The 22072-nt window shown below is 56.7% G+C and carries 17 protein-coding genes; 10 read left to right on the top strand and 7 right to left on the bottom strand.

What is annotated here, in order from left to right; translation table 11 throughout:
* Positions 1-88 precede the first annotated feature (88 nt).
* Together ACG1VR_RS05670 and ACG1VR_RS05665 are read left to right on the top strand one after the other, a co-directional pair.
* The gene (locus ACG1VR_RS05670; RefSeq protein ID WP_016537675.1) at positions 89-1339 is read left to right on the top strand and encodes an MFS transporter; all 1251 of its coding nucleotides are present in this window, start codon (positions 89-91) and stop codon (positions 1337-1339) included.
* Positions 1340-1343: 4 nt separating this feature from the next.
* The gene (locus ACG1VR_RS05665) at positions 1344-2786 is read left to right on the top strand and encodes a glycoside hydrolase family 32 protein (protein WP_395490429.1); all 1443 of its coding nucleotides are present in this window, start codon (positions 1344-1346) and stop codon (positions 2784-2786) included.
* Here the strand turns inward: ACG1VR_RS05665 and ACG1VR_RS05660 are convergent.
* Both ACG1VR_RS05660 and ACG1VR_RS05655 read right to left on the bottom strand, forming a co-directional pair.
* Entirely contained in the window at positions 2781-3776 is a 996-nt protein-coding gene (locus tag ACG1VR_RS05660; protein ID WP_016537677.1) for a LacI family DNA-binding transcriptional regulator, read from the bottom strand. The two genes, ACG1VR_RS05665 and ACG1VR_RS05660, sit on opposite strands and share 6 nt — an antisense overlap.
* 43 nt (positions 3777-3819) lie before the next feature.
* Positions 3820-5220, bottom strand: a complete 1401-nt coding sequence (locus ACG1VR_RS05655; protein ID WP_395490428.1) for a PTS transporter subunit EIIC — start codon at positions 5218-5220, stop codon at positions 3820-3822.
* Positions 5221-5511: 291 nt separating this feature from the next.
* On the opposite strand from ACG1VR_RS05655, the gene ACG1VR_RS05650 reads away from it, so the two are divergent.
* Positions 5512-6711, top strand: a complete 1200-nt coding sequence (locus ACG1VR_RS05650) for an enolase C-terminal domain-like protein (protein ID WP_395490427.1) — start codon at positions 5512-5514, stop codon at positions 6709-6711.
* Here the strand turns inward: ACG1VR_RS05650 and ACG1VR_RS05645 are convergent.
* Positions 6699-7421: a GntR family transcriptional regulator gene (locus tag ACG1VR_RS05645; protein WP_395490426.1), complete on the bottom strand. Its 723-nt coding sequence runs from the start codon at positions 7419-7421 to the stop codon at positions 6699-6701. The two genes, ACG1VR_RS05650 and ACG1VR_RS05645, sit on opposite strands and share 13 nt — an antisense overlap.
* A gap of 106 nt (positions 7422-7527) precedes the next feature.
* On the opposite strand from ACG1VR_RS05645, the gene ACG1VR_RS05640 reads away from it, so the two are divergent.
* Positions 7528-9093, top strand: coding sequence for an EAL domain-containing protein (locus ACG1VR_RS05640; protein ID WP_016537681.1), 1566 nt, complete (start codon positions 7528-7530; stop codon positions 9091-9093).
* Here ACG1VR_RS05640 and ACG1VR_RS05635 read toward each other — a convergent pair whose 3' ends face one another.
* Entirely contained in the window at positions 9094-9567 is a 474-nt protein-coding gene (locus ACG1VR_RS05635; protein WP_172569239.1) for a helix-turn-helix domain-containing protein, read from the bottom strand.
* A gap of 139 nt (positions 9568-9706) precedes the next feature.
* The gene (gene norR / locus ACG1VR_RS05630; RefSeq protein WP_395490425.1) at positions 9707-11224 is read right to left on the bottom strand and encodes a nitric oxide reductase transcriptional regulator NorR; all 1518 of its coding nucleotides are present in this window, start codon (positions 11222-11224) and stop codon (positions 9707-9709) included.
* Between the two features lie 222 nt (positions 11225-11446).
* Between norR and norV the strand changes: the two genes are divergently transcribed.
* Both norV and norW read left to right on the top strand, forming a co-directional pair.
* Positions 11447-12892 (top strand): anaerobic nitric oxide reductase flavorubredoxin, encoded by a 1446-nt coding sequence (gene norV / locus ACG1VR_RS05625; protein WP_172569237.1) that lies wholly within the window; start codon positions 11447-11449, stop codon positions 12890-12892.
* The gene (norW, locus tag ACG1VR_RS05620; protein ID WP_395490424.1) at positions 12889-14025 is read left to right on the top strand and encodes an NADH:flavorubredoxin reductase NorW; all 1137 of its coding nucleotides are present in this window, start codon (positions 12889-12891) and stop codon (positions 14023-14025) included. Before norV ends, norW begins: the two co-directional genes overlap by 4 nt.
* Before the next feature lie 101 nt (positions 14026-14126).
* Here norW and ACG1VR_RS05615 read toward each other — a convergent pair whose 3' ends face one another.
* A complete protein-coding gene (locus tag ACG1VR_RS05615) occupies positions 14127-15206 on the bottom strand; it encodes an oxidoreductase (protein ID WP_395490423.1) in 1080 nt (359 codons plus the stop codon).
* Positions 15207-15382: 176 nt separating this feature from the next.
* Between ACG1VR_RS05615 and ACG1VR_RS05610 the strand changes: the two genes are divergently transcribed.
* Genes ACG1VR_RS05610 through ACG1VR_RS05595 form a run of 4 tightly spaced genes read left to right on the top strand, consistent with a single transcriptional unit; the run spans position 15383 to position 20219 of the window.
* Positions 15383-16888, top strand: coding sequence for a sugar ABC transporter ATP-binding protein (locus ACG1VR_RS05610; RefSeq protein WP_395490422.1), 1506 nt, complete (start codon positions 15383-15385; stop codon positions 16886-16888).
* On the top strand, positions 16885-17880 hold the full coding sequence (locus ACG1VR_RS05605) for an ABC transporter permease (RefSeq protein ID WP_172569233.1): 996 nt from the start codon (positions 16885-16887) through the stop codon (positions 17878-17880). Before ACG1VR_RS05610 ends, ACG1VR_RS05605 begins: the two co-directional genes overlap by 4 nt.
* 26 nt (positions 17881-17906) lie before the next feature.
* The gene (locus ACG1VR_RS05600) at positions 17907-18971 is read left to right on the top strand and encodes a sugar ABC transporter substrate-binding protein (RefSeq protein WP_395490421.1); all 1065 of its coding nucleotides are present in this window, start codon (positions 17907-17909) and stop codon (positions 18969-18971) included.
* A 9-nt stretch (positions 18972-18980) separates the two neighbouring features.
* Complete coding sequence (locus ACG1VR_RS05595; protein WP_395490420.1) at positions 18981-20219, top strand: LVIVD repeat-containing protein; 1239 nt, start codon at positions 18981-18983, stop codon at positions 20217-20219.
* 584 nt (positions 20220-20803) lie between these two features.
* On the opposite strand, the gene mtnK is transcribed toward ACG1VR_RS05595, so the two are convergent.
* Positions 20804-22003, bottom strand: a complete 1200-nt coding sequence (mtnK, locus tag ACG1VR_RS05590; protein WP_395490419.1) for an S-methyl-5-thioribose kinase — start codon at positions 22001-22003, stop codon at positions 20804-20806.
* Between the last annotated feature and the right edge of the window lie 69 nt (positions 22004-22072).

Here is a 22072-nt window from a genome sequence, read left to right as displayed (position 1 = left end):
AACATCACATTTATGACGGTCACTCTCTTCTCACACCAAAAAGTTAACGTTAACAATATCGCCATTCAAGCTCTCAGAGGCTGCACACATGGCACTGACAAAACGCAATAAACATCACTATCTGATCCTGAGCGGGCTGCTATTTACCTTTTTCTGGACCTGGTCATCGGCCTTTTCGCTGATCTCACTTTGGCTAAATCAGAAAATCGGCCTGAAAGGCGCGGAAACCGGGCTTATCTTCTCGATAATAGCCTTCACCGCGCTCTGCGCTCAGCCGCTGTACGGCTTCATCCAGGACAAGCTCGGTCTGCGCAAATCGCTGCTGTGGGTTATTGGCGGGCTGCTGCTAGTCAGCGGCCCCTGGTTTATCTTCGTTTGCACCCCGCTGCTTCAGGTGCATATTCTCGCAGGAGCAATCAGCGTCGGGCTTTACGTTGGCGCCACCTTCTTTGCCGGTATTGGCGCACTGGAGTCCTATACCGAACGCGTGAGCCGTATCGTCGGCTTTGAATACGGAAAATCACGCATGTGGGGGTCTTTAGGCTGGGCCGGTGCCACTTTTTTTGCCGGACTGCTGTTTAACCTCAATCCGCAGCTGAATTTCTGGATGGGTAGCGTCTCTGCCTGCCTGTTTCTGCTGCTCCTGTGGCGCATGCGTGACATGCAGCCTAACGCCCTCAGCGAACTGGAATACGGTAAAACCAGCGCGCTGACGCTTGCCGATGCCTTCGGTCTGCTGAAGCTCCCTCGCTTCTGGGCGCTGGTGCTTTTTGTTTGCGGCGTCAGCGTTTACAACGTTTACGATCAGCAATTCCCCGTTTACTTCGCCTCGCTGTTTAACAACGTGCAGCGCGGCAACGAAATGTTTGGCTTTCTCAACTCCTTCCAGGTATTTCTCGAAGCAGGCGGGATGTTCCTCGCCCCGATGCTGGTAAACCGCATTGGCGCAAAGCGCGGGCTGCTGCTCAGTGGCCTGATCATGGCTATGCGTATCTTTGGTTCAGGCATGGCAAGCGACCCGCTGACCATCTCCTTCATGAAGCTTCTGCACGCGGTCGAACTACCTATTCTTTTGATTTCAATGTTTAAGTACATCACCACGCAGTTCGATCAACGCCTCTCCGCCACGCTCTATCTGGTCGGCTTCCAGTTTATTACGTCTATATGTGCCACCGTACTTTCTCCTCTTGTTGGGCGCGGATACGACCAGCTCGGCTTTGCCGACACCTATATGATTCTGGCCGGACTGGTGCTGGCACTGACGTTGGTTTCCGCTTTACTGCTCAGCGACTCGGCCCCCGATAACTCACACCCTTCTTTAAATCTGACGACCAGGTAATGTTATGAATACCCCACTGATCAAGGCACAGGCTGCCTTAGAAACGCTACAGGCAACGCGCGGTAACGCCTTTTATCCTCTTTATCATCTGGCGCCGCCCGCAGGCTGGATGAACGATCCTAACGGCCTGATTTATCACAACGGGCTGTACCATGCCTTCTATCAGCACCATCCGTTTGATGAAAACTGGGGGCCGATGCACTGGGGGCATGCCACCAGCCGGGATATGGTGCGATGGGAACACCAGCCCATCGCACTGGCTCCGGGTGAAGAATGGGACCGGGACGGCTGCTTCTCCGGCAGCGCGGTAGATGATAATGGCGTGCTCGCACTTATCTACACCGGGCATATCTGGCTGGAAGGCGCGGGAAATGACAGCGCTATACGTCAGGTACAATGTCTCGCGACCAGTGAAGACGGCGTCCATTTTAAGAAACAGGGCGTCATTCTGACCCCACCGCCGGGTATCATGCATTTCCGCGATCCAAAGGTCTGGCAACAGGATGGCAGTTGGTGGATGGTAATAGGTGCGCGCGATGAGCACGATCGGGGAAAAGTGCTGCTTTATCGCGGCAGTTCACTGCGGGAGTGGCGGCTGGATCGTGTCCTCACTGAAGCCGACTCGGACATGGGCTATATGTGGGAATGCCCGGATTTCTTCCCGCTCGGTAACAGCCAAATCCTGATGTTTTCCCCGCAGGGCATCCCGTCACAAGGCTTGAAGTATCAAAATCTGTTCCAGAGCGGCTATCTGCGCGGGAGATGGCAGCCGGGGGAAGAGTTCAGGCTCTGCCAGCCGTTTGAAGAGATGGACCACGGGCACGACTTTTATGCGCCGCAGTCCTTTGTCGCTGAAGATGGTCGCCGTATCGTAATGGGCTGGATGGACATGTGGGAATCACCAATGCCTTCTAAATGCGAAGGCTGGGCGGGCTGCCTTACCCTCCCCCGGGAAGTGTGCATGATGCCAAATGGAAAACTCTATCAGAATCCGGTTCATGAACTGGCAACGCTGCGCGCCCATGAGCAGCTGGTTCTGCCCTGCGTGCTGGATAAAAATAACCAGAGGCTGTTTCCTGATGCGCAGGCGGTGGAGCTGGAGATAACCTGGGAATGCGGGCAAAGCACGGCCAAACGCTACGGTATTCGTCTGGGGCAAGGCTGCGAACTGTTTGTGGATGTTCAGGCGCGACGTCTGGTGCTGTCACGAAGCTATCAGGATGGGCAGCTTAACGGGGAGCGCAGCGTGCCCTTATCGGAAAGCAGCGATCTTCACCTGCGTATTTTTATCGATCGCTCGTCCATTGAAGTTTTTGTTAACCAGGGAGAATATTGCCTCAGCAGCCGTCTCTATCCGCAAGAGGGGGAACGTCAGCTTGAGCTGTTCGCCAGCCAGGGAAAAGCCTTATGCCGTGGCGGCACCCTGTGGCAGTTGAACGCGCTATAGCGAAACACGCTTAACCAGCGGGCAAGGCAGCCGCTTCACGCCGCCGCTGGTCAGGCCGTCAATCAAGTGCAGTGCCGCCTGTCGACCAATTTCTTCATGCGGCAACTGGACTGTTGTCAGCGGCGGCAGGAACAAATCGCCGACCCCGACCAGGTTATCAAATCCGAGTACCGCCACCTGCTCTGGAAGAGCAATCCCCTGCGCAAGCAGCTTCTGATAGGCGACAAAAGCGATACGGTCGTTACCACAAACCAGCACATCGAAATCCGCCTTCCCGTCCTTACTATGCCCTGCAATACACTCAGCCAGTTCAGGATAATGGGCATCGCCCCATTGCATGTGATACTGCTTCACCGCCTCAACGTCGAGCCCGGCCTCACGCCAGGCCTGCTCGAATCCGTCCCGGCGAGGACGACTGGCAAGCGCTTCACTGGGCAGCCACAGACACAGCGGGCGACGGTATCCTTGTTCAATCAGATAGCGGGTGGCCTGATACTGGCCGTTAAAATCATCGGGGATATAGCTCGGTAAACCCGCATCGCCGCTCGTACAGTTAGCCAGCACCACACGATGGTTTTTTAATACTGCGGGTAGCTCAACGTGCCTCAGGCCCATCGTAGTAAAAATAATGCCATCAGGCCGCTGGGCCAATAACTGATTGACCGCTCGCTCGGCGTCGTCGGCAGAAAGAATGTTAATCAGGAAACTGTTCCAGCCCCGCTCACGCGCGGTTTGCTCGATAGCCAGCAGCATTTCTACAGAATAGGGGGTGGTCGCCGTATCCAGCGCCAGAATGCCTATTGTCGAAGCTTTAACGCCTTTGCTGCGTATCTTTCGGGCAGAATAGTCCGGCACATAATTAAGCTCGTCAATGGCCCGCTGCACCCGCTCCCGGGTTGCCGGGCTAACGTGTTCAGCCTGATTAATAACCCTGGAGACGGTCATCAATGACACGCCCGCCAGGGTTGCTACGTCTTTCAGAGAAGCCATATCCAGTCATTCAGCGTAGAAGAAAAACCGATAGTAGCCGTTTTTACGCGTTTTTTCTCGACGAGAATGAGTCTGCGCCTTTCTCGCGCACCAGCAGAGTTGTCAGCGTAAACGACAGGATCAGCGCCAGAGCCACGCCCAGCAGGGCTGGGATAAAGTACGGGCCAATATATGCGGGCAGGCTAAAGATGCTCGACAGGATATAGCCATATAGCCGCACGCCAAAGAAGGCAATAAACGCAGAGGCGAGCGAGCTGGCTATCGTGGCGGCGATAAACGCTTTCTTATAACGGGTCAGCACGCCGAACAGCGCGGGTTCGGTGATCCCCAGCAGCGCGGAAATCCCCGCCGAAAGCACCACCGAGCGATCCGCCTTCGACTTGCTCTGCCGCCAGATAGCGAAGGTCGCACCGGCAATCGCCATGTTCGCCATAAACATCATCGGCATCAGCATGTCATAGCCGCGGTCGGTGAAGTTTTGCAGTGCGATGGGCGTCATGGCGTGGTGCATCCCGGTGAGAATCGCAATTGGGCGGATAGCTCCCACCACCAGCCCGGCAAAGCTCGCGGAGACGCCAAACAGCCCTTCGATAAACCAGGCCAGCGCTTTCCCGAGGTAAATTCCCAGCGGGCCAATCACCACCAGCGCCACCAGCGCGGCGAGGAATAGCGTCAGCGTTGGCGTGAAGACCGTTTTCAGCACTTCCGGCATAATGCGGTCAACCCAGCGGTAGATATAACTCAGCGCCAGCACCGAGAAAATGACCGGAATGACGCTTGAGGCGTAGTTAAACACCGAAACCGGGATCAGATTAAGAAAGTAGAAAGCGTCCACCGCCCCGGCCTGATGCGCGGCCAGCGCTTTTGCCGCCTCAATTAGCGACGGATACATCAGGCAGGCGGCAACGGCCGCGGCCAGATATTCGTTGGTTTTAAAAATCCTTGCGGCGGAAATCGCCAGGAAGAACGGCAGGAAGTAAAACACCCCGCTGGCAATCAGGTCGATAACCACCACGGTATCGCTTTTAGCCGAAATAACTTTGAGCGCAATCAGCCCCGCCAGCAGCCCTTTTATCATCCCTGCCCCGGCAATCGCCGGCACTATTGGACCAAAAACGCCGGAAACCGTGTCCATAAACAGCGACACCAGCCCCTTGCGCTCCTTCTTCTGCGCCGTTGCTGCGGGCTGTTCCTGCGCCCCGCCGAGCAAAGTGGTCAGTTGCTGATACCAGCTATTAACCTGCGGGCCGATGATTATCTGAAACTGGTCGCTTTGGATCTGCGCGCCGAGCACGCCGGGCAGTTTTTTAATCTCCTGCTGATTCACTTTATTATCATCAATTAAATCGAAACGCAGGCGCGTCATGCAGTGCCAGACGTTATTAATATTATCCGTTCCGCCGACCAAACGGATAATAGAAGCGATGACCTCGCGACTCCCCATAAAGCACTCCCCGGTGTTGGCTTATTGTTCTGTTTTGTTGTTGCCGATGGTAGAGAATCAAAAAATAAAAAACAAACCAATGAAACATGAACCACGTCACAATTAGCCATATAAAAGACAACAAAACCCAACACCGGCCTAAATTGGTACGTTTTCATCCAGCTTTACAATCAAATAACTGACCAATAAAAAAGAGTAAAAAAACCGTTTACCGGCGGGGAAAAATAGGGTGATAGTAATAGCAGAACTTATATTTTTCCGTTTAATTTAGCCTGACGGTGGAGCTTGCTCGTGCTACCAACGATTATCGAAAATATTGAATGTTTTATTACTAAACCGGACCGCCATAATCTCGTCACGGTGCGCGTCACTACCGACAAAGGCGTCACCGGCCTCGGCTGCGCCACCTTCCAGCAGCGCCCGCTGGCGGTGAAAACGATGGTCGATGAATACCTCAAACCGCTGCTGATTGGCCGCGATGCCAACCATATCGAAGACCTGTGGCAGATGATGACGGTCAACGCCTACTGGCGTAACGGCCCGGTGATGAACAACGCCATTGCGGGCGTGGATATGGCGCTATGGGACATTAAAGGCCAGCTTGCCGGGATGCCGCTCTATCAGCTGCTGGGCGGTAAGTCGAAAGACGCTATTGCGGTTTACAGCCACGCCGCCAGCGAAACGCTGGAGGGGTTGTATCAGGAGGTCGATAAGCTGCTGGGCGAAGGCTATCGCTATATTCGTTGCCAGCTCGGGTTCTACGGCGGCACGCCGCAGGGCCTGCACCAGACCCGAACCCCAACGCCCGGCGCCTATTACGACCAGGACGAATACATGGCTAATACGGTGGAAATGTTCCGCGCCCTGCGTGAGAAATACGGCCATCGCTTCCATATCCTGCACGACGTACACGAGCGCCTGTTCCCGCAGCAGGCCGTCCAGCTTGCCAAAGCGCTGGAGCCTTACCAGCCGTGGTTTATCGAGGATATTCTGCCGCCGCAGCAAAGCGCCTGGCTCGAACAGGTTCGCAACCACTCCTCCGTGCCGCTGGCAATGGGCGAGCTGTTTAACAACCCGGCGGAATGGCATGACCTTATCGTTAACCGCCGCATCGACTTTATTCGCTGCCACGTTTCGCAGATAGGCGGAATTACCCCGGCGCTAAAACTGGCGGTACTTTGCCAGGCCTTTGGAGTACGTCTTGCCTGGCACGGGCCGCCTGATATGACGCCGATTGCGGTCGCGGTGAACACCCATCTCAATATCCACCTGCATAATGCGGCGATTCAGGAATTTATTCCGAACAAGCCGAATACCAAAGCGGTGTTCCCCGGCGCACCTGAGGCAGAACAGGGCTATATGTATCCGCTGGAGAAACCGGGAATCGGGGTAGGTTTTGACGAGCGACAAGCGGAGCGCTTCCCGGTGGAATACCGCCCGCACGAGTGGACCCAAAGCCGCCTGCCAAACGGGGCGATTCACACCCCCTGAGGCACTCTGCGGCGGGCAAGATTATCGTGGTTGAAGGGGATGACGTAGGTGCAGGAGTAGTCGATATCAACGATGTCGCTGATTTCAAATACCCGTCCCCCTTCCAGAATACCGCGGTTGCGTATTTGCATCGCCGGAAACCCCTTCTTGCACTCCAGCAGTTGAGCCTGTTCCTTGTTAATCACCACCGCCTGGTAGCTGGTCAGCAGGTGAGAAATGCGGTAACCCTTGCTCAGAACGTATTGTTGCAGCGAGCTTTCAATGGCCTTCTGGTTCAGGTCAGGGAAATCTTTTACCGGCATGCGCGAGGTTTCAATCTGCACTTTGCGGTTGTCTACCAGCCGCAGGCGGCAAAACTGCCAGATAAACTCGTCCTCGTTCAGGCCAAAAACCTGCTGCTCGTCGCGGTCGGGTAATTTCTTATGCAGGCTGACTAGCCGAAACGCAATGCGGTCGAAGTGTTTTTCAGTTATCGAGTTGTACACCAGTGGGCTATTGCGGGCCTGTTCGTTAATCCAGACGCCCGATCCCTGAATAATCGTCACCACGCCAATACTCACCAACTTTTCCAGCGCCTGGCGAATAGTAAAGCGCGAAACGCCGTATTCTTCAGCAAGCTGGCGCTCCGGCGGCAATTTACGCGGCCCCGAGCTTGCGTGCTGGTAAATTTTGCTCAGCAAATCCTGAGTCACAAATTCTTTTTTTTTCATCGCTGGCTCCTGTCCTTTGCGCTGAAACATAACACTGCTGCGCCGCCTGAACTATGCTGGCAGATAAATTCCTCTGACTTTTCACTTCTGACGCCAGGACTCAACTATGGCAGGCAAAAAACTGGTCAGCATCGTTAACGGCGTGCTGATCCTCGCGGTACTGCTGCCGATACTGCTCAGCATTTACCTGGCGCATAACAAGGCCGAAAAAACCTTTCACAGCGAGCTGGAAAATTACGCCGACCGTGCGCTGCTGCGCAGCGAAAAAGTGATGGATCAGGCCGTTGAAGCACTCAAGCAAATCAACCGCTTCAGTAGCACATATTGCACCCGCCCTCACCTTGAAGCGATGCGCCGCGTAGCCTTTGATTTTCGCTACATTCAGGAAGTGCTTTACCTGGAGAATAATCGCGCCCGCTGCTCCTCGCTTGAAGCCAACAACAACGGCGCACAGCTTGGCCCGCCAGACACCATCGGCCCGCAGGGGTTTTCCGCCTGGTATACCGACACCACCGATCTGGGCTTTCAACGGCCCATGATTTACGTCGGGAAAACGCCGCACGTCGTGGTTATCGATCCCGTCGCGTTTATTGACGTTATCCCTTTCGGCCATAACCCGGTCAATATCGCGATGGTTGGCCTTGAGCACGACAGGCAAATTGCCAGCAACGCCACGCTGCCCAATGACGGCTGGCATGCGCGGATACGCAAAGGCACAACCACCTGGTCGGACGGGCAAAACGATTACGTCATTCGCCGCGCGCCGGAACTGGGGCTGGCGATGATAGCCTGGGCGCCCAGCGCTCCGCTGCAAACGGCCTGGTATAAGCAAATGGTTATCTGGCTGCCCATCGGTATGCTGTTTAGCCTGAGCGCGGGCTGGTTTATCACCCGCCTGCTGCGCCGCCTGGAGTCGCCTGAAACCCGCATTCAGGACGCCATTCGCGGCCGCGAATTTAGCCTCGAATACCAGCCCATTATCGATTTGAAATCGGGTGAAGGCGTAGGCGCAGAGGCGCTTATACGCTGGCGTCTGCCGGACGGGAGCTTTATCAGCCCGGACATTTTCATTCCGATTGCCGAGCAAACCGGGCTGATCACCCAAATTACCGGGCTGGTTATCAATAAAGTCTTCAGCGAAATGGGCGACTGGCTGCACGCCCATCCGGGGCACCATATTTCCATCAACCTTTCGCCCTCCGACGTGCTGAGCGACCGCATCCTGCCGCTTATCAAACCGCTGCTGCTCAAGTATCAAATTAAGCCGGAGCAAATTGCGCTGGAGATAACCGAGCGCGGCTTTGCCGACCCGGCCACCAGCGCGCCGATTGTGGCGCAATACCGCCAGGCTGGGCACCCAATCTACCTTGATGACTTCGGGACCGGCTACTCCAGCCTGAGCTACTTGCAGGATCTGGCCGTCGATATTTTGAAAATCGACAAATCCTTCGTTGACGCGCTGGAGTATAAAAACGTCACGCCTTACATCATCGAAATGGCGAAAACGTTGAGTCTCGATACCGTAGCTGAAGGGATTGAAACCGCGGCTCAGGCGGCATGGCTACGGGAGCACGGGGTGACTTACGGGCAGGGCTGGCTTTACAGCAAAGCCCTGCCGAAGCAGGCATTTATCGACTGGATAGCGCGTAATCACGCCATTTGCCGCCGTTAATTATTTACGCAAAAGCTGCTGGAGGCGCTGCTGCTGGCGGCGCTCAAGCCAGCCTTTAAGGACAAATAAGCGCAGCCCGCCCATCACCAGCAGCGCGCCCCAGATAAGCGTCGGCCACAGAAACCAGTAGCTTCCCGGAGAAGTCAGCAGGTTAATTGCGGCTAAACCGGCGCAGACAATCGCCCATACCAGCACGGAACGGTAGTAGCGATATTCGCGGGCAACGCGCCGTTTAGCCTCCTGAATGCGCATATCCAGCGCCTCTTCTGGCTCTGCCCCCGGGTCGCCGCCGTCGTCGTACAAATCGGTGACATTAAGGTCAAATGCCGCGGCGATGGCGCTCAGCGTTTCCAGGCTGGCCTGGCCGCCGTTTTCAATTCTCTGAATAGTTCTGACGCTCAGGGAAGAGAGCTCGGCGAGCTGTTCCTGAGACCAGGCGCGGGATAAGCGCAATGCTTTAATCTTGTTACTCATGGCTGGACATCCTCAAATGATTGAACCCGCCCTTACTATGGCCCGGCATGAGCAAAGCCAACACGACGCCGACGCGACACCAGCCTGACAGCAAACTGACACCGCCTGTCATCCGGGGCTGGCGCGGGCTTTGTGCTGATTATTTTACCCCGAGCCGCTTTGCCAGCCGGTGCAAATTTGCCACATCCACGCTCAATTGCCTGGCGCTTGCCGCCCAGTTATGTCCATTGTTTGCCAGCGCTTCAATAACCATAGCTCGCTGAAAGGCGTCGGTCGCCTCTCTTAAATTTTCGACCTGCGGCAGCGGCGCTAAATCTGGCTGATTGGGAACAGCCTCTGGCTGCCCGGAAAGCTGGAAATGATGAGGCAGCAGAACCAGTTCCCCTTCGGGATGGTTGGCGCGGGCCAGCACAATGGCACGATAAATAGCGTGCTCCAGCTCGCGAATGTTTCCCGGCCAGCCGTAATGCATCAACTGCCGGCGGGCAGCCTCGCTCAAGACAACCTGCCGCAGCCCCATTTTTACCCGGCTTTGCTCGCAGAAAAAACCGGCGAGCAGGGCAATATCCTCTCCGCGCTCGCGCAGCGGCGGAACATGCAGCGGGAACACGCTCAGGCGGTGGAACAGGTCGGCACGAAATTCTCCGGCCAGCACATGCTGTTTAAGGTCACGATTAGTCGCGGCCAGCACCCGGACGTCAACGCGCTGGCTGCGGTCATCGCCTACCCGCTGAATATCGCCATATTGCAGCACCCGCAGCAGCTTGGCCTGCAAAGCCAGAGGCAGCTCGCCAATCTCATCCAGGAACAGAGTGCCGTTGTCCGCCATTTCAAACTTGCCGGTGCGGTGGTGAATCGCGCCGGTAAATGCCCCTTTCACATGCCCGAACAGTTCGCTTTCGGCGACGCTTTCCGGCAGCGCGGCGCAGTTCAGATAAACCAGCGGGCTTGCCGAACGGGCCGATCCGGCATGAATTGCCCTGGCCACCAGCTCTTTTCCCACCCCGGTTTCCCCGGTGATCAGCACGTTTAAATCAGAAGCGGCAACGATATTGATCTCTTTTTTCAGCTGAGTAATCCCCGCCGACAGGCCGATCATCTCGCCAGCCTTGCCGCCGCCCGCCGCAGGCTTCGGCGCGCCTTCCGGCGTCTGCTTTTCCAGCCGCTCCAGCAGCAGCGCATTATTCAGCGCCCCGGAAGCCAGGACGCCAATCAGCCTCAGTTCTTCATCGCTGAAGCTGTCGAACTGTAGGGGATCCATTCCGTCCACGGTCAATGCGCCAATCAGGCTCTGGTCGGCAAACAGCGGCAGCCCAAGGCAGGCATGCACCTTCAAGTCTTCATGCTCGGGAATCAAACCATCATAAGGGTCCGGGAGCTCGCTGTCCGCCGGGAAGCGCACCACGTCCCCGGCTCTGGCAATGGCTTCAAGACGCGGGTGGGCATCAAGCGCAAAGCGCCTCCCCAGAACATCCGGCGCAAGGCCGTCGATAGCGAGCGGGTAGAAATGGCGTGCTTCATAGCGCAGGAGCGCGGTGGCATCGCCCCCCAGCAGGGTTCGCAGCGTGCGGATGACGCGGGAAAAACGGTCGGAATGGCTAATACCGCTTTGCAGCTCAATGGCAATAGCCGCCAGAGAAGATAACGACAGGCTCATGGTCAGGCTCCGGAAAAGACAATGAGCCAAGCTTACGCCCGCATAGTCATAATGACAAATAGAGCAGTCATAAAGACTATTTTTATAATTGTCATTTTGACAACATACAAAATCAATAAAAATAATTAAACATTAAAAATCAAATCAATACAAAACTGGCATGAAAACTGTAATAGAGCCTGTATCAGGACAAATAACGCTATTACATCAGTGAGGTTTTACATGGCTATTCAGGTTAAAAACAACATTCAGTGGGTTGGCCAGCGTGACTGGGAAGTTCGCGATTTTCACGGCACCGAATATAAAACCCTGCGCGGCAGCAGCTACAACAGCTATCTGATCCGTGAAGAAAAAAACGTGCTTATTGACACCGTGGACCATAAATTCAGCCGCGAGTTTGTGCAGAACCTGGAGCGTGAAATCGACCTCAACACGCTCGACTACATCATCATCAACCACGCGGAAGAAGACCACGCGGGCGCGCTGACCGAACTTATGTCCCGCATCCCGAACACGCCAATTTACTGCACGGCAAACGGCATCGACTCCATCAACGGGCACCACCATCACCCGGAATGGAACTTCAACGTGGTGAAAACCGGCGATACGCTTGATATCGGCAACGGCAAACAGCTTATCTTCGTCGAAACGCCAATGCTGCACTGGCCGGACAGCATGATGACCTACATGACCGGCGACGCGGTGCTGTTCAGCAACGACGCCTTCGGCCAGCATTACTGCGACGAACATCTGTTCAATGATGAAGTGGACCAGACCGAACTGTTCGAACAGTGCCAGCGCTACTACGCCAACATCCTGACGCCGTTCAGCCGCCTGGTCACGCCGAAGATTACCGAGATCCTCGGCTTTAACCTGCCGGTGGATATGATCGCCACTTCTCACGGCGTGGTATGGCGCGACAACCCGACGCAAATCGTCGAGCTGTACCTGAAGTGGGCAGCCGACTACCAGGAAGACCGCATCACCTTGTTCTACGACACCATGTCGAACAACACCCGCATGATGGCGGATGCCATCGCCCAGGGCATTACCGAAACCGACCCTCGCGTGGCGGTGAAAATCTTCAACGTTGCCCGCAGCGATAAAAACGAAATTCTGACCAACGTTTTCCGCTCCAAAGGCGTGCTGGTCGGCACCTCGACCATGAACAACGTGATGATGCCGAAAATCGCCGGGCTGGTAGAAGAGATAACCGGCCTGCGCTTTCGCAATAAACGCGCCAGCGCCTTCGGCTCCCACGGCTGGAGCGGCGGCGCGGTAGACCGCCTTTCTACTCGCCTGCAGGACGCCGGTTTTGAAATGTCTTTAAGCCTGAAAGCAAAATGGCGCCCGGACGGTAATGCGCTGGAGTTATGCCGCGAGCACGGTCGCGAAATCGCACGCCAGTGGGCGCTCACCCCGCTGCCTGCGGCGCAGAATAGCGTTACAGAAGCCGCTCCGGCAGCCGCAGAGCCAGCGGCAAACACCGATCTCGGCCCTTGCATGCAGTGCAGCGTCTGCCAGTGGATTTACGATCCGGCGAAAGGTGAACCTATGCAAAACGTTGAGCCGAATACGCCGTGGAGCGAAGTGCCGGATAATTTCCTCTGCCCTGAATGCTCGCTGGGCAAAGACGTCTTCGACGAACTGGCTACGGAGGTCAAATGAACCACGGCATCGTGATTATCGGCTCGGGCTTTGCCGCCCGCCAGCTGGTTAAAAATATCCGTAAACACAATGCAGAGGTGCCGATTCGGCTGATTGCCGCCGACAGCGTCGATGAATACAACAAACCCGATCTCAGCCACGTCATCAGCCTGAATCAGCGTGCCGAAGAGATGACCCGTCAGCCGGCAGGAGATTTTGCCGAACAGTACAACCTGACGCTACACGCCAACAGCTGGGTCAGTAGCATCGACCCGAAAAACAAGCGGGTGAAGTCTTCAGGGCGAGAGTGGCAGTACGACAAGCTGGTGCTGGCGACCGGCTCTTCCGCCCTGCTCCCGCCCATTGTGGGCAAGGAGCTGATGCTGACGCTCAATAGCCAGCAGGAGTATCAGGCCTGCGAGTCCAGACTGCGCGATGCTAAACGCGTGCTTATCCTCGGCGGCGGGCTGATAGGCAGCGAGCTGGCGATGGATTTTTGCCGGGCGGGCAAGCAAGTCGCTCTGGTGGACAACGCCGGTCACCTGATGGCTTCTCTGCTGCCGCCTGAAGTGAGCGGAAGGTTGCAGTCAAAACTCAGCCGAATGGGCGTCGAACTGCTGTTTAATCAGCGCCTGGAGTCGGTAAGCGAAACGGAGCCGGGATTGTGCGCCACGCTCAACAACGGGCGAAAAATCTATGCTGATGCGGTTGTCGCGGCTATTGGCCTGCGCCCGAACATCGGCCTGGCTCAGCACGCAGGGCTGGAGGTAAACCGAGGGATCAAGGTGAGCAGCCAGCTGCAAACTTCCGATCCGGATATCTATGCCCTGGGCGACTGCGCGGAAATCGACGGAAAAGTGCTGCCGTTCCTGCAACCGATACAGCTAAGCGCCATGACGCTGGCGAAAAACCTGCTCGGCGCGGAGCAACCGCTGAAGCTTCCGGCAATGCTGGTAAAAGTGAAAACGCCCGAAATGCCGCTGCATCTGGCCGGGGAAACCCAGCGCGAGGATTTATGCTGGCATATTACCGCCAGCGGCGAAGGGCTGATTGCCAAAGGGCTGAACGCCGAACAGCAGTTGAAGGCGTTTATCGTTAGCGAGGAGCATATGAAGCAGGCGTTTGCTTTAGTGCGGGAATTGCAGTTAGGGTGAAATGCCCTCACCCCGGCCCTCTCCGGGAGGAAGAGGGTGGAAAAAAGTAAGTTTCTGTACCTGGTTTTATCCTCTCCCCCTGTGGGGAGAGGGGCAAATATTTACAGCGCCTCAACCTTCTCAAAAGCCGCTCTTAAAACCTCCGGCGAAAGCGCCAAAGGCAAAGCGTGTATAGACTCCCCGGCCTGCAAAGTGCGGGCAATCACCTTATCCAGCTCGGCGCGATGATTAATATCCACATCCAGCTGCGCCAGGCGAGTGGGCAGGTTGAAACGCTTGTACGCCTGGGTAAGCTGAGCCAGCACGTCATCCTGCCCCAGCAATGCGCTCTGCACCAGAATTCCATAGGCCACTTTAGTCCCGTGCAGGAAGCGGTCAGTTTGCGGCAGCGTCGTCAGTCCGTTGTGTACCGCATGAGCGGCGGCAACGCGGGTATAGCGGTCACCCAGGCCGCCGACCATGCCGCCTCCGGCAACGATCGCCTCAACCACATCCAGAAACGCCTGGCTTAATTCGCCGTTATTCTGGTCTTCCAGCGCCTGCTCGCTGCTCTCCAGCAATACGTCGCGGATAGCCAGCGCCGCACCAATACCCAGGCGAACGGTTAGCGGAAGATTCTCCGGCTCAGGACTGAGCACCACCGCCTCATACCACTTCGCCAGCGTATCGCCGATGCCCGCCAGCAGGTATTCCTGTGGCGCACGCAGAATAATTTCCGGCTCCACCAGCACCAGATGGTTAGCATCGTTGAAGATTTCATAGCGCAGCGCCTGCCCGGCATCGTTATACCAGACCGACAGCGGCGTCCAGGCCGCGCAGGTCGCGGCGATAGTCGGAATCGCCACCACAGGAGCGTTCAGCCTTCTTGCCACCACTTTGGCCGTATCCAGCAGCGCGCCGCCGCCAATGCCAATCACCACCTGCCGCTCGCCGGACCGGGCAACCAGCTTCTGCACTTCGCTCTCGCTACAGTGGCCGCCAAAGGCAATATGCTTTGCGCCCGGGAGATTAAATGACGCCGGCAGGAAAGGATGCGCGGCCTCAAAAGCGCGCTCACCGTAGATCCACACCGCGTTGTTTAGCTCCTCTTCGCTGTAAAACTCGCTCAGGCGGGCAAGACTACCGGGATGGGAGAAGTAATTGGCGGGGCCGGTAACCACGCGGATAGCGGTGCTGGTCATGATTCATTTCCTTTCATGCGCTGACGGGATATATTCTATGCCGATGATATGTCCAGACATCTGGACGGCTAATATCATTTTGCTTTATCTTATGTCTTTTCGTTCATTGCCCGCAACCCAGAAGGCCGTTAAAAATTCGACAGATCAATTTATTAAACACGGATGCAGGCTCCGCCATGACAACGCTTAACCAGCTCGAGATGCGGCAGATATCCATCGCCTTCGGCGGCTTCAACGCCCTGAGCCAGGTTGATTTTCAGCTAGATGGTGGCTCGGTACACGCCCTGACCGGCGCAAACGGAGCGGGTAAATCAACGCTGATGGCGGTGCTTTCAGGGGCGCACGCTGATTATCAGGGCGAAATCCTGATTAACGGCGAAACGGTCGCTATCCGCAGCCCGCGAGATGCCAAACTGCTCGGTATTCACCTCGTGCAGCAGGAAGTTGACGTGGCGCTGATCCCCGGCCTGAGCGTCGGGGAAAACATCATGCTCGACAAGCTGGCAGAAGCGGGCCACCTCTACAGCTGGCCGCAGATTTACCGGCAGGCGCGCGCCGCGCTGGCGCAGCTGGAAGTAGCAATCGATGTGAAAAAGCGTATCGAGCAGTGTTCGCTGGCGGAAAAGCAGCAAATTCTGCTGGCGCGCGCCCTCTCCCATCGCTGCCGTTTTCTTGTCCTCGACGAGCCTACGGCTCCGCTGGACAGCCAGGAGAGCGAGCACCTGTTCCGCGTGGTGCAGCGGCTACAGCAAAGCGGCATCGGCGTGGTGTTTATCTCCCACCGCATTCACGAGCTGAAGGCGATTTGCGACCAGATGACGGTCCTGCGCGACGGCAAACTGGTGGACACCGGCCCGATGGGGCATCTCAGCGGCGAAGAAATTGTTGAAAAAATGCTCGGCCACCAGCTCGACGATATTTATCCTCCGCACCGCCCGCCGGTTGCGAACAACACGCTGCTTGAGGTGGAAGGGCTTCATGACGATGTGCTGCTGCGAGATATTTCTTTGCGGCTGAATAAGGGCGAAATTCTCGGCATTGCCGGGCTGGCGGGCGCGGGCAAAACCGAGCTGTGCAAGGCGCTGTTCGGCGCTACGCGCAGTACCGTCGCGCGCGGCGAATTGAAGGGGAAAAACTGGCGGCCAAAAGACCCCGCGGATTCCGTGACGCACGGCGTGGTGCTGGTGCCGGAAGAACGCCGTAAAGAAGGCATTTTTATCGACGAGTCGGTCACCATGAACCTTGCGGTCAGCGCCGACAATCAGTTCTCCCGCTGGGGATTATTCGACCACCGCAAAGCGAAGCGCTGGGCGGAGGAAACTATTCAGCGGCTGGGGATCCGCACCAGCGGCCCGGCGCAAACGCTGCGCCGTCTTTCGGGCGGCAATCAGCAAAAAGTCGCCATCGGCAAGTGGCTGCGCAGCGAAGCCGAAGTGCTGATTTTTGACGAGCCGACCAAGGGCGTGGACATCAAAGCCAAAACCGACCTCTTCGTGCTGATAGACCAGCTGGCTCGCCAGGGTAAAGGGGTGATTTACGCCTCCGGCGAGTTTGCCGAACTGGTCGGGCTATGCGACCGCATCTGCGTGCTGTGGGACGGGCGCATCGTCGCCGAGCTTGACGGCCACCAGGCCACCGAAGAAACACTTTTACTCTACTCCACCGGAGGAACGCCCGCGTGAGCAAAGCATTATCCCTTAAGGCCGGCGTTTCCGGCCGCCAGCAGTTTTTTGACTTTCTCTACAAATGGGGGATGTTGCTTACCGTTGTTGCCCTGGTGGCGCTGTTCGGCATCGCTTCAGACAGCTTCCTTGAGCCAAACAACATCATCAACATCCTGCGCTCAATCGCCATCGTCACGGTCATTGCCGTCGGCGTATCGATTTCGCTCACCGTCGGCGGGTTTGATTTGTCCGTTGGCTCCACCGCTTCTCTGGCAAACGCGCTGGTCATTTCACTGTTCGTCTGGCACGGCTTCGGCACCACGGAAGCGATTATCACGACGCTGGTGCTTTGCACTCTGGTCGGGCTGTTTAACGCCTTCCTGATAGTGGTCCTGAAAATTCCCGATATGCTCGCCACCCTCGCCAGCCTGTTTGTTATCCAGGGCGTGGCGATGACCTACAGCTACGGCGGCTCGATTACAGAAAATATGGTGCTGCCGAGCGGCGACATGGCCGAAGGCACTATTCCTGCAAGCTTCGGACTTCTGGGCCAGGTGCCGACTATCGTCATCATCATGCTGGTGGTAACCCTGGTGGCACAGCTCGCACTTTCCCTGACCAAACACGGCCGACGCATGTATGCCATCGGCGGCAACCCGGAAGCGGCGCGCCTTTCCGGTATTCGAACCACCCGCTACCGCGTGGCGGCCTACGTGCTGGCATCTTTACTCGCGGGGCTGGGCGGCATTCTGCTTGCGTCGCGCATTGGCTCGTCGCAGGTCAATGCCGGTGGCGGCTACCTGATGGATGCCGTGGCCGCCGCATGGATTGGCTTTTCTCTTGCAGGTTCCGGTAAACCAAACGCCCTCGGCACGCTGGTTGGCGCGGTGATTCTGGGCGTGCTGCAAAACGGGCTGGTGATGCTCTCCGTGCCCTACTACGCGATGGACATAATTAAAGGCCTGGTGCTGGCCGCAGCGCTGGCGATTACTTACATACAACGACGCTAAAACAACATTCACACAGGGTAACGACGATGAAAAAATTAACCACCTCTTTGCTGGCGCTGAGCCTGTTTTCCGCTCTGCCGGGCTACGCGGCAACCGTGACTCCGGTGCCGGAAAAGATCGCCGCTCATGACGGCCCTATTCGCATTGCCGTTATCCGCAACCTGGGTTCAGACGACAACACCACTCAGTTTGTTGCCGGCGCGGTTCAGCAGGCTAAAAAACTGGGCTTTAAGGTCAGCACTTTCCTGAGCAACGGCGACGATGCCCGCTTCCAGGACTTTGTGAACCAGGCCATCAGCCAGAAATATGACGGGATCATTCTTTCTCAGGGCCGCGACCCGTACTCAACCGAGCTGGTGAAAAAAGCCGTTGCCGCCGGTATTGCCGTCTCGGTCTTTGATACTGCCGTTAACAGCGCTATTCCCGGCGTGACCGTGACCCAGCAGGACGATGCCTCGCTGACCGACCTCTCCTTCGGCCAGCTGGTAAAAGACTTCAACGGCAAAGCCAATATCATCAAACTGTGGGTGGCCGGTTTCCCGCCAATGGAACGCCGCCAGACCGCTTACCAGGCGTTGCTAAAAGCTAACCCTGGCATCAAAGAGCTGGAGTCCATCGGAGCCGTTTCTTCCGACGTACAGGGCGATACCGCCAACAAAGTCGGCGCGGTACTGGCTAAATATCCAAAAGGAAAAATCGACGCTATCTGGGGCACGTGGGACGCTTTCAGCCAGGGCGCTTATAAAGCGTTGCAGGAGAACGGCCGCACCGAAATCAAACTCTACAGCATCGACGTTTCCAACCAGGATATTCAACTGATGCGCGAAACAAACAGCCCGTGGAAAGTGAGCGTGGCGGTCGATCCTAAGCTTATCGGTGCCACCAACGTGCGCCTGGTAGCCTACAAAATTGCCGGGGAGACAACGCCTGCTACCTATGATTTTAAAGCCGCAGCCATTCCTCAGGCGCTGCTGGCAAGCCAGCCGGGGCCGGTAAACGTGTCTTCTCTGGGCAAAATCATTCCGGGCTGGGGCCAGACCGACGACTTTATTGCGCCGTGGTTTGCCACCCTCGAAGCTAAAAACAAATAAGGAGGGCCGATGGCACTGCCACAACCCGAATACAGCCGCAATATGCGGCTTATCGGCCACAGCGATCAGGGAGGAAAACCGGACGGCGTGCAGTTGATGGTGCATCGCGGTTACGCCTACATCGGCCATATGGTTTCCCAGGGCTTCTCAATTGTTGACGTCCGAGACCCGAAGCACCCGAAGGCGGCGGGCTTTGTGCCTGCCCCACCGGGCACCTGGAACATCCATTTGCAGGCGCATGATGACCTGCTGCTGGTTATCAACGCCCGCGACCTGTTTGCCGACGTTCGCTTTGCCGATGAAAAGGTTTACTACACCAAATCGGTGGGTGAAACGGTGCGTGACGTTCAGGACAAGGGCTGGAGCGCCGGGCTGCGTATTTTTGATATCTCCACGCCGGATAAACCGAAAGAAATCAGCTTCCTGTCGCTTAGCGGCATCGGCATTCACCGCTGCTGGTACGTTGGCGGGCGCTGGGCTTATGTTTCGGCGCTGATCGACGGTTTTAGCGACTATATTTTCCTGACTATCGATCTTGCCGACCCTCGCAACCCGCAGGTGGCGGGCAACTGGTGGTTACCGGGGATGAATACCGCCGCGGGCGAGCAGCCGACCTGGCCGGAAGGCAAGCGCTATGCGCTGCACCACGCAATAATCAGCGGCGACACGGCGTATGCCAGCTGGCGCGACGGCGGCCTGACGCTGCTGGACGTTTCAGACCGCTCGCAGCCTCAACTCATCAGCCACCGCAACTGGAGCCCGCCGTTTGGCGGCGGCACCCATACCGCGCTGCCGCTGCCGAACAGAGACTTGCTGGTGGTGCTGGACGAAGCGGTGCTGGACAATCAGGAAGACGGCGAGAAGCTTATCTGGCTGTTTGATATTCGCGACCCGGCGAATCCGGTCAGCATCTCGACCTTCCCGCAGCCGGACGAAGTTGATTATGTGGCAAAAGGCGCGCACTTTGGGCCGCACAACCTTCACGAAAACCGACCGGGGAGCTTTATCAGCGACACGCTGATTTTCGCGACGTATCAAAACGCGGGCGTCAGGGCTTACGATATTTCCAATCCGTATCGCCCGGTAGAAACCGGAGCGCTGGTTCCGGCCGCGCCAGAGAAAATGATGGATACCCGGCCAGGACGACCGCGCATTATCCAGTCCTGCGATGTGTTTGTGGATGCAGAAGGAATTATTTACAGCACCGATTATAACGGCGGACTGTCGATTATTGAGTATTTGGGATAGCTTGCCCCTCACCCCGACCCTCTCCCCACGGGGGAGAGGGGGAAAAGGAAGGACCTCGCTGCGGGACTTAAAGCAACTCTTAAGCAGCGGATTATTGCGTGAACGGAATCCTCTCCGAACTGACATAGACGGCTGTAACCAGTAGAGATAACCTCTATAAGCTCGGCTATGTTCCGTTCACCCGTAAATCTGTTTTCCCTGCACGCCCAGAGAACGGTGAACGTGTCAGGGGAAATTACGCCATTCCCCCTGACAACCCCCGGCGCCGGCAAACTCATCGCCGCAAGCGGTAAACCCCCGTCTATCACCCAAACATTCGGGGTCGTTCGCGATCCGTTCCCGACGATCGCTCTCTTTCGCTGCTCCCGGCAGCTCCACCCCGTCTGAGTTGGGTCAAAGCCGGGGGCGTTGAGAGCCGGGGACAAGGGAGTGGCTTTTGGACTTAACGCGACATAGAGTTTCAGAGTGGCTGCAAGCCTGAAGCGCGGCACTTGTTCCGGCTTAAATCGCCTCCGTTTTCTCTCCGACTGACCAGGGTCCGCACGCCGGGAGCGGGTTAGGGTGAGGGCCCGTAAGGGAAAAACTCAACCTTTCTGACGAACTCTGGCAATAAACTCCTCCACCGAATCCACCTGCCCGGCAATCAGAATCAGGAATTTACCCAGCTCGATTGCGTGGCTGATGCAGGCCAGACGGGTCGCTTCATCTTCAATGCTTTCAAGATCGCTAACGTGAGACAGGCCGACAGAGCGGCGGATAAGCTCGGTGCCGCAGAAACCTACCGCATCAATCCACACTTTTTGCAGGAATTGCTCGACGTAGCCTTCGGTTGCCAGCGCGGCGTCGCGGGTTTCACTGCGGGCCAGAACGGTGAAACGCTCTGTGAAGGTGAGCCACAGTTCCTGAATATCTTTCAGGCGCTGCTCGCGATGGCTTGCCGCATCGCGCGGGCCAAAATGTCCCGGCAGCGCGCAGTAGTTCAGCAGCAGGTTGCCAACGGCGGTGCCGATGTCGAAGCCAATCGGGCCAACGTATCCGAATTCGGCATCAATCGCCTTCAGGCTGCCTTCGGCGACAAAAATCGAGCCGCTGTGAATATCGCCGTGCAGCAGTGCCTCGGCGCTGGAGAAGAATTTATGTTTCAGCTGGGCTACCGCAAGCCTGAGCTCACGGTCGTTGCGCAGGGCCGCGACCTGCGGCTCCAGATCCGCCGGATAATTATTACGCTCATGAACCTGATACGGATCGTTGAAGAACAGATCCTCGGTGATCTCGCACATTTCCGGGTTAATAAAACGCCCTACCAGCGCTTTTTTCGCGTGCGGATGCAGGTAAAAGTCGGAGGTGTGGAACAGCGTTTTTGCGAGATAGTCGCCAAGCTGGCTCGCCGCCTGGGGGTAGTAAGCGCCCTTAACCAGCTCGCCGCGCCAGATACGATGGCTGGAGAGATCTTCCATCACCATCACCGCCAGCTCCGCGTCGTAATGCACCACGTTTACCGTGTGCTCCGGGCTGTGCCGATAGTGTTCAACCAGGGTCTGCGCTTCAATACGCGCCCGGTCGAGAGTCAGCGGCCAGGACTCGCCCACGCAGCGCACATACGGCAGCGCCTGCTTGACGATAATCCGGCTAACGCCCTGGGTATCAAAGATTTTAAAGACCAGGTTGAGGTTGCCGTCGCCCACTTCCTGCGCGTCCACCAGCTCTGAGGGCGAAGCCAGCCCGCCAAACTGTTGAGCGTATGCCACTGCATCTGCGGCGTTAAAAGTGCGGTATTGCGACATGGCGAGCCTCTCAGAAAATAAAATTAAACAAGACGTTTGGACGTCTATACATCTGGAAGCCATGTTGGC

It is taken from the genome of Cedecea davisae, assembly GCF_044095835.1.
GTDB classification, from domain to species: Bacteria; Pseudomonadota; Gammaproteobacteria; order Enterobacterales; family Enterobacteriaceae; genus Cedecea; species Cedecea davisae.
The sequence above is the reverse complement of the archived record's forward strand: the minus strand, read 5'-3'. Positions and strand labels throughout refer to the sequence as shown.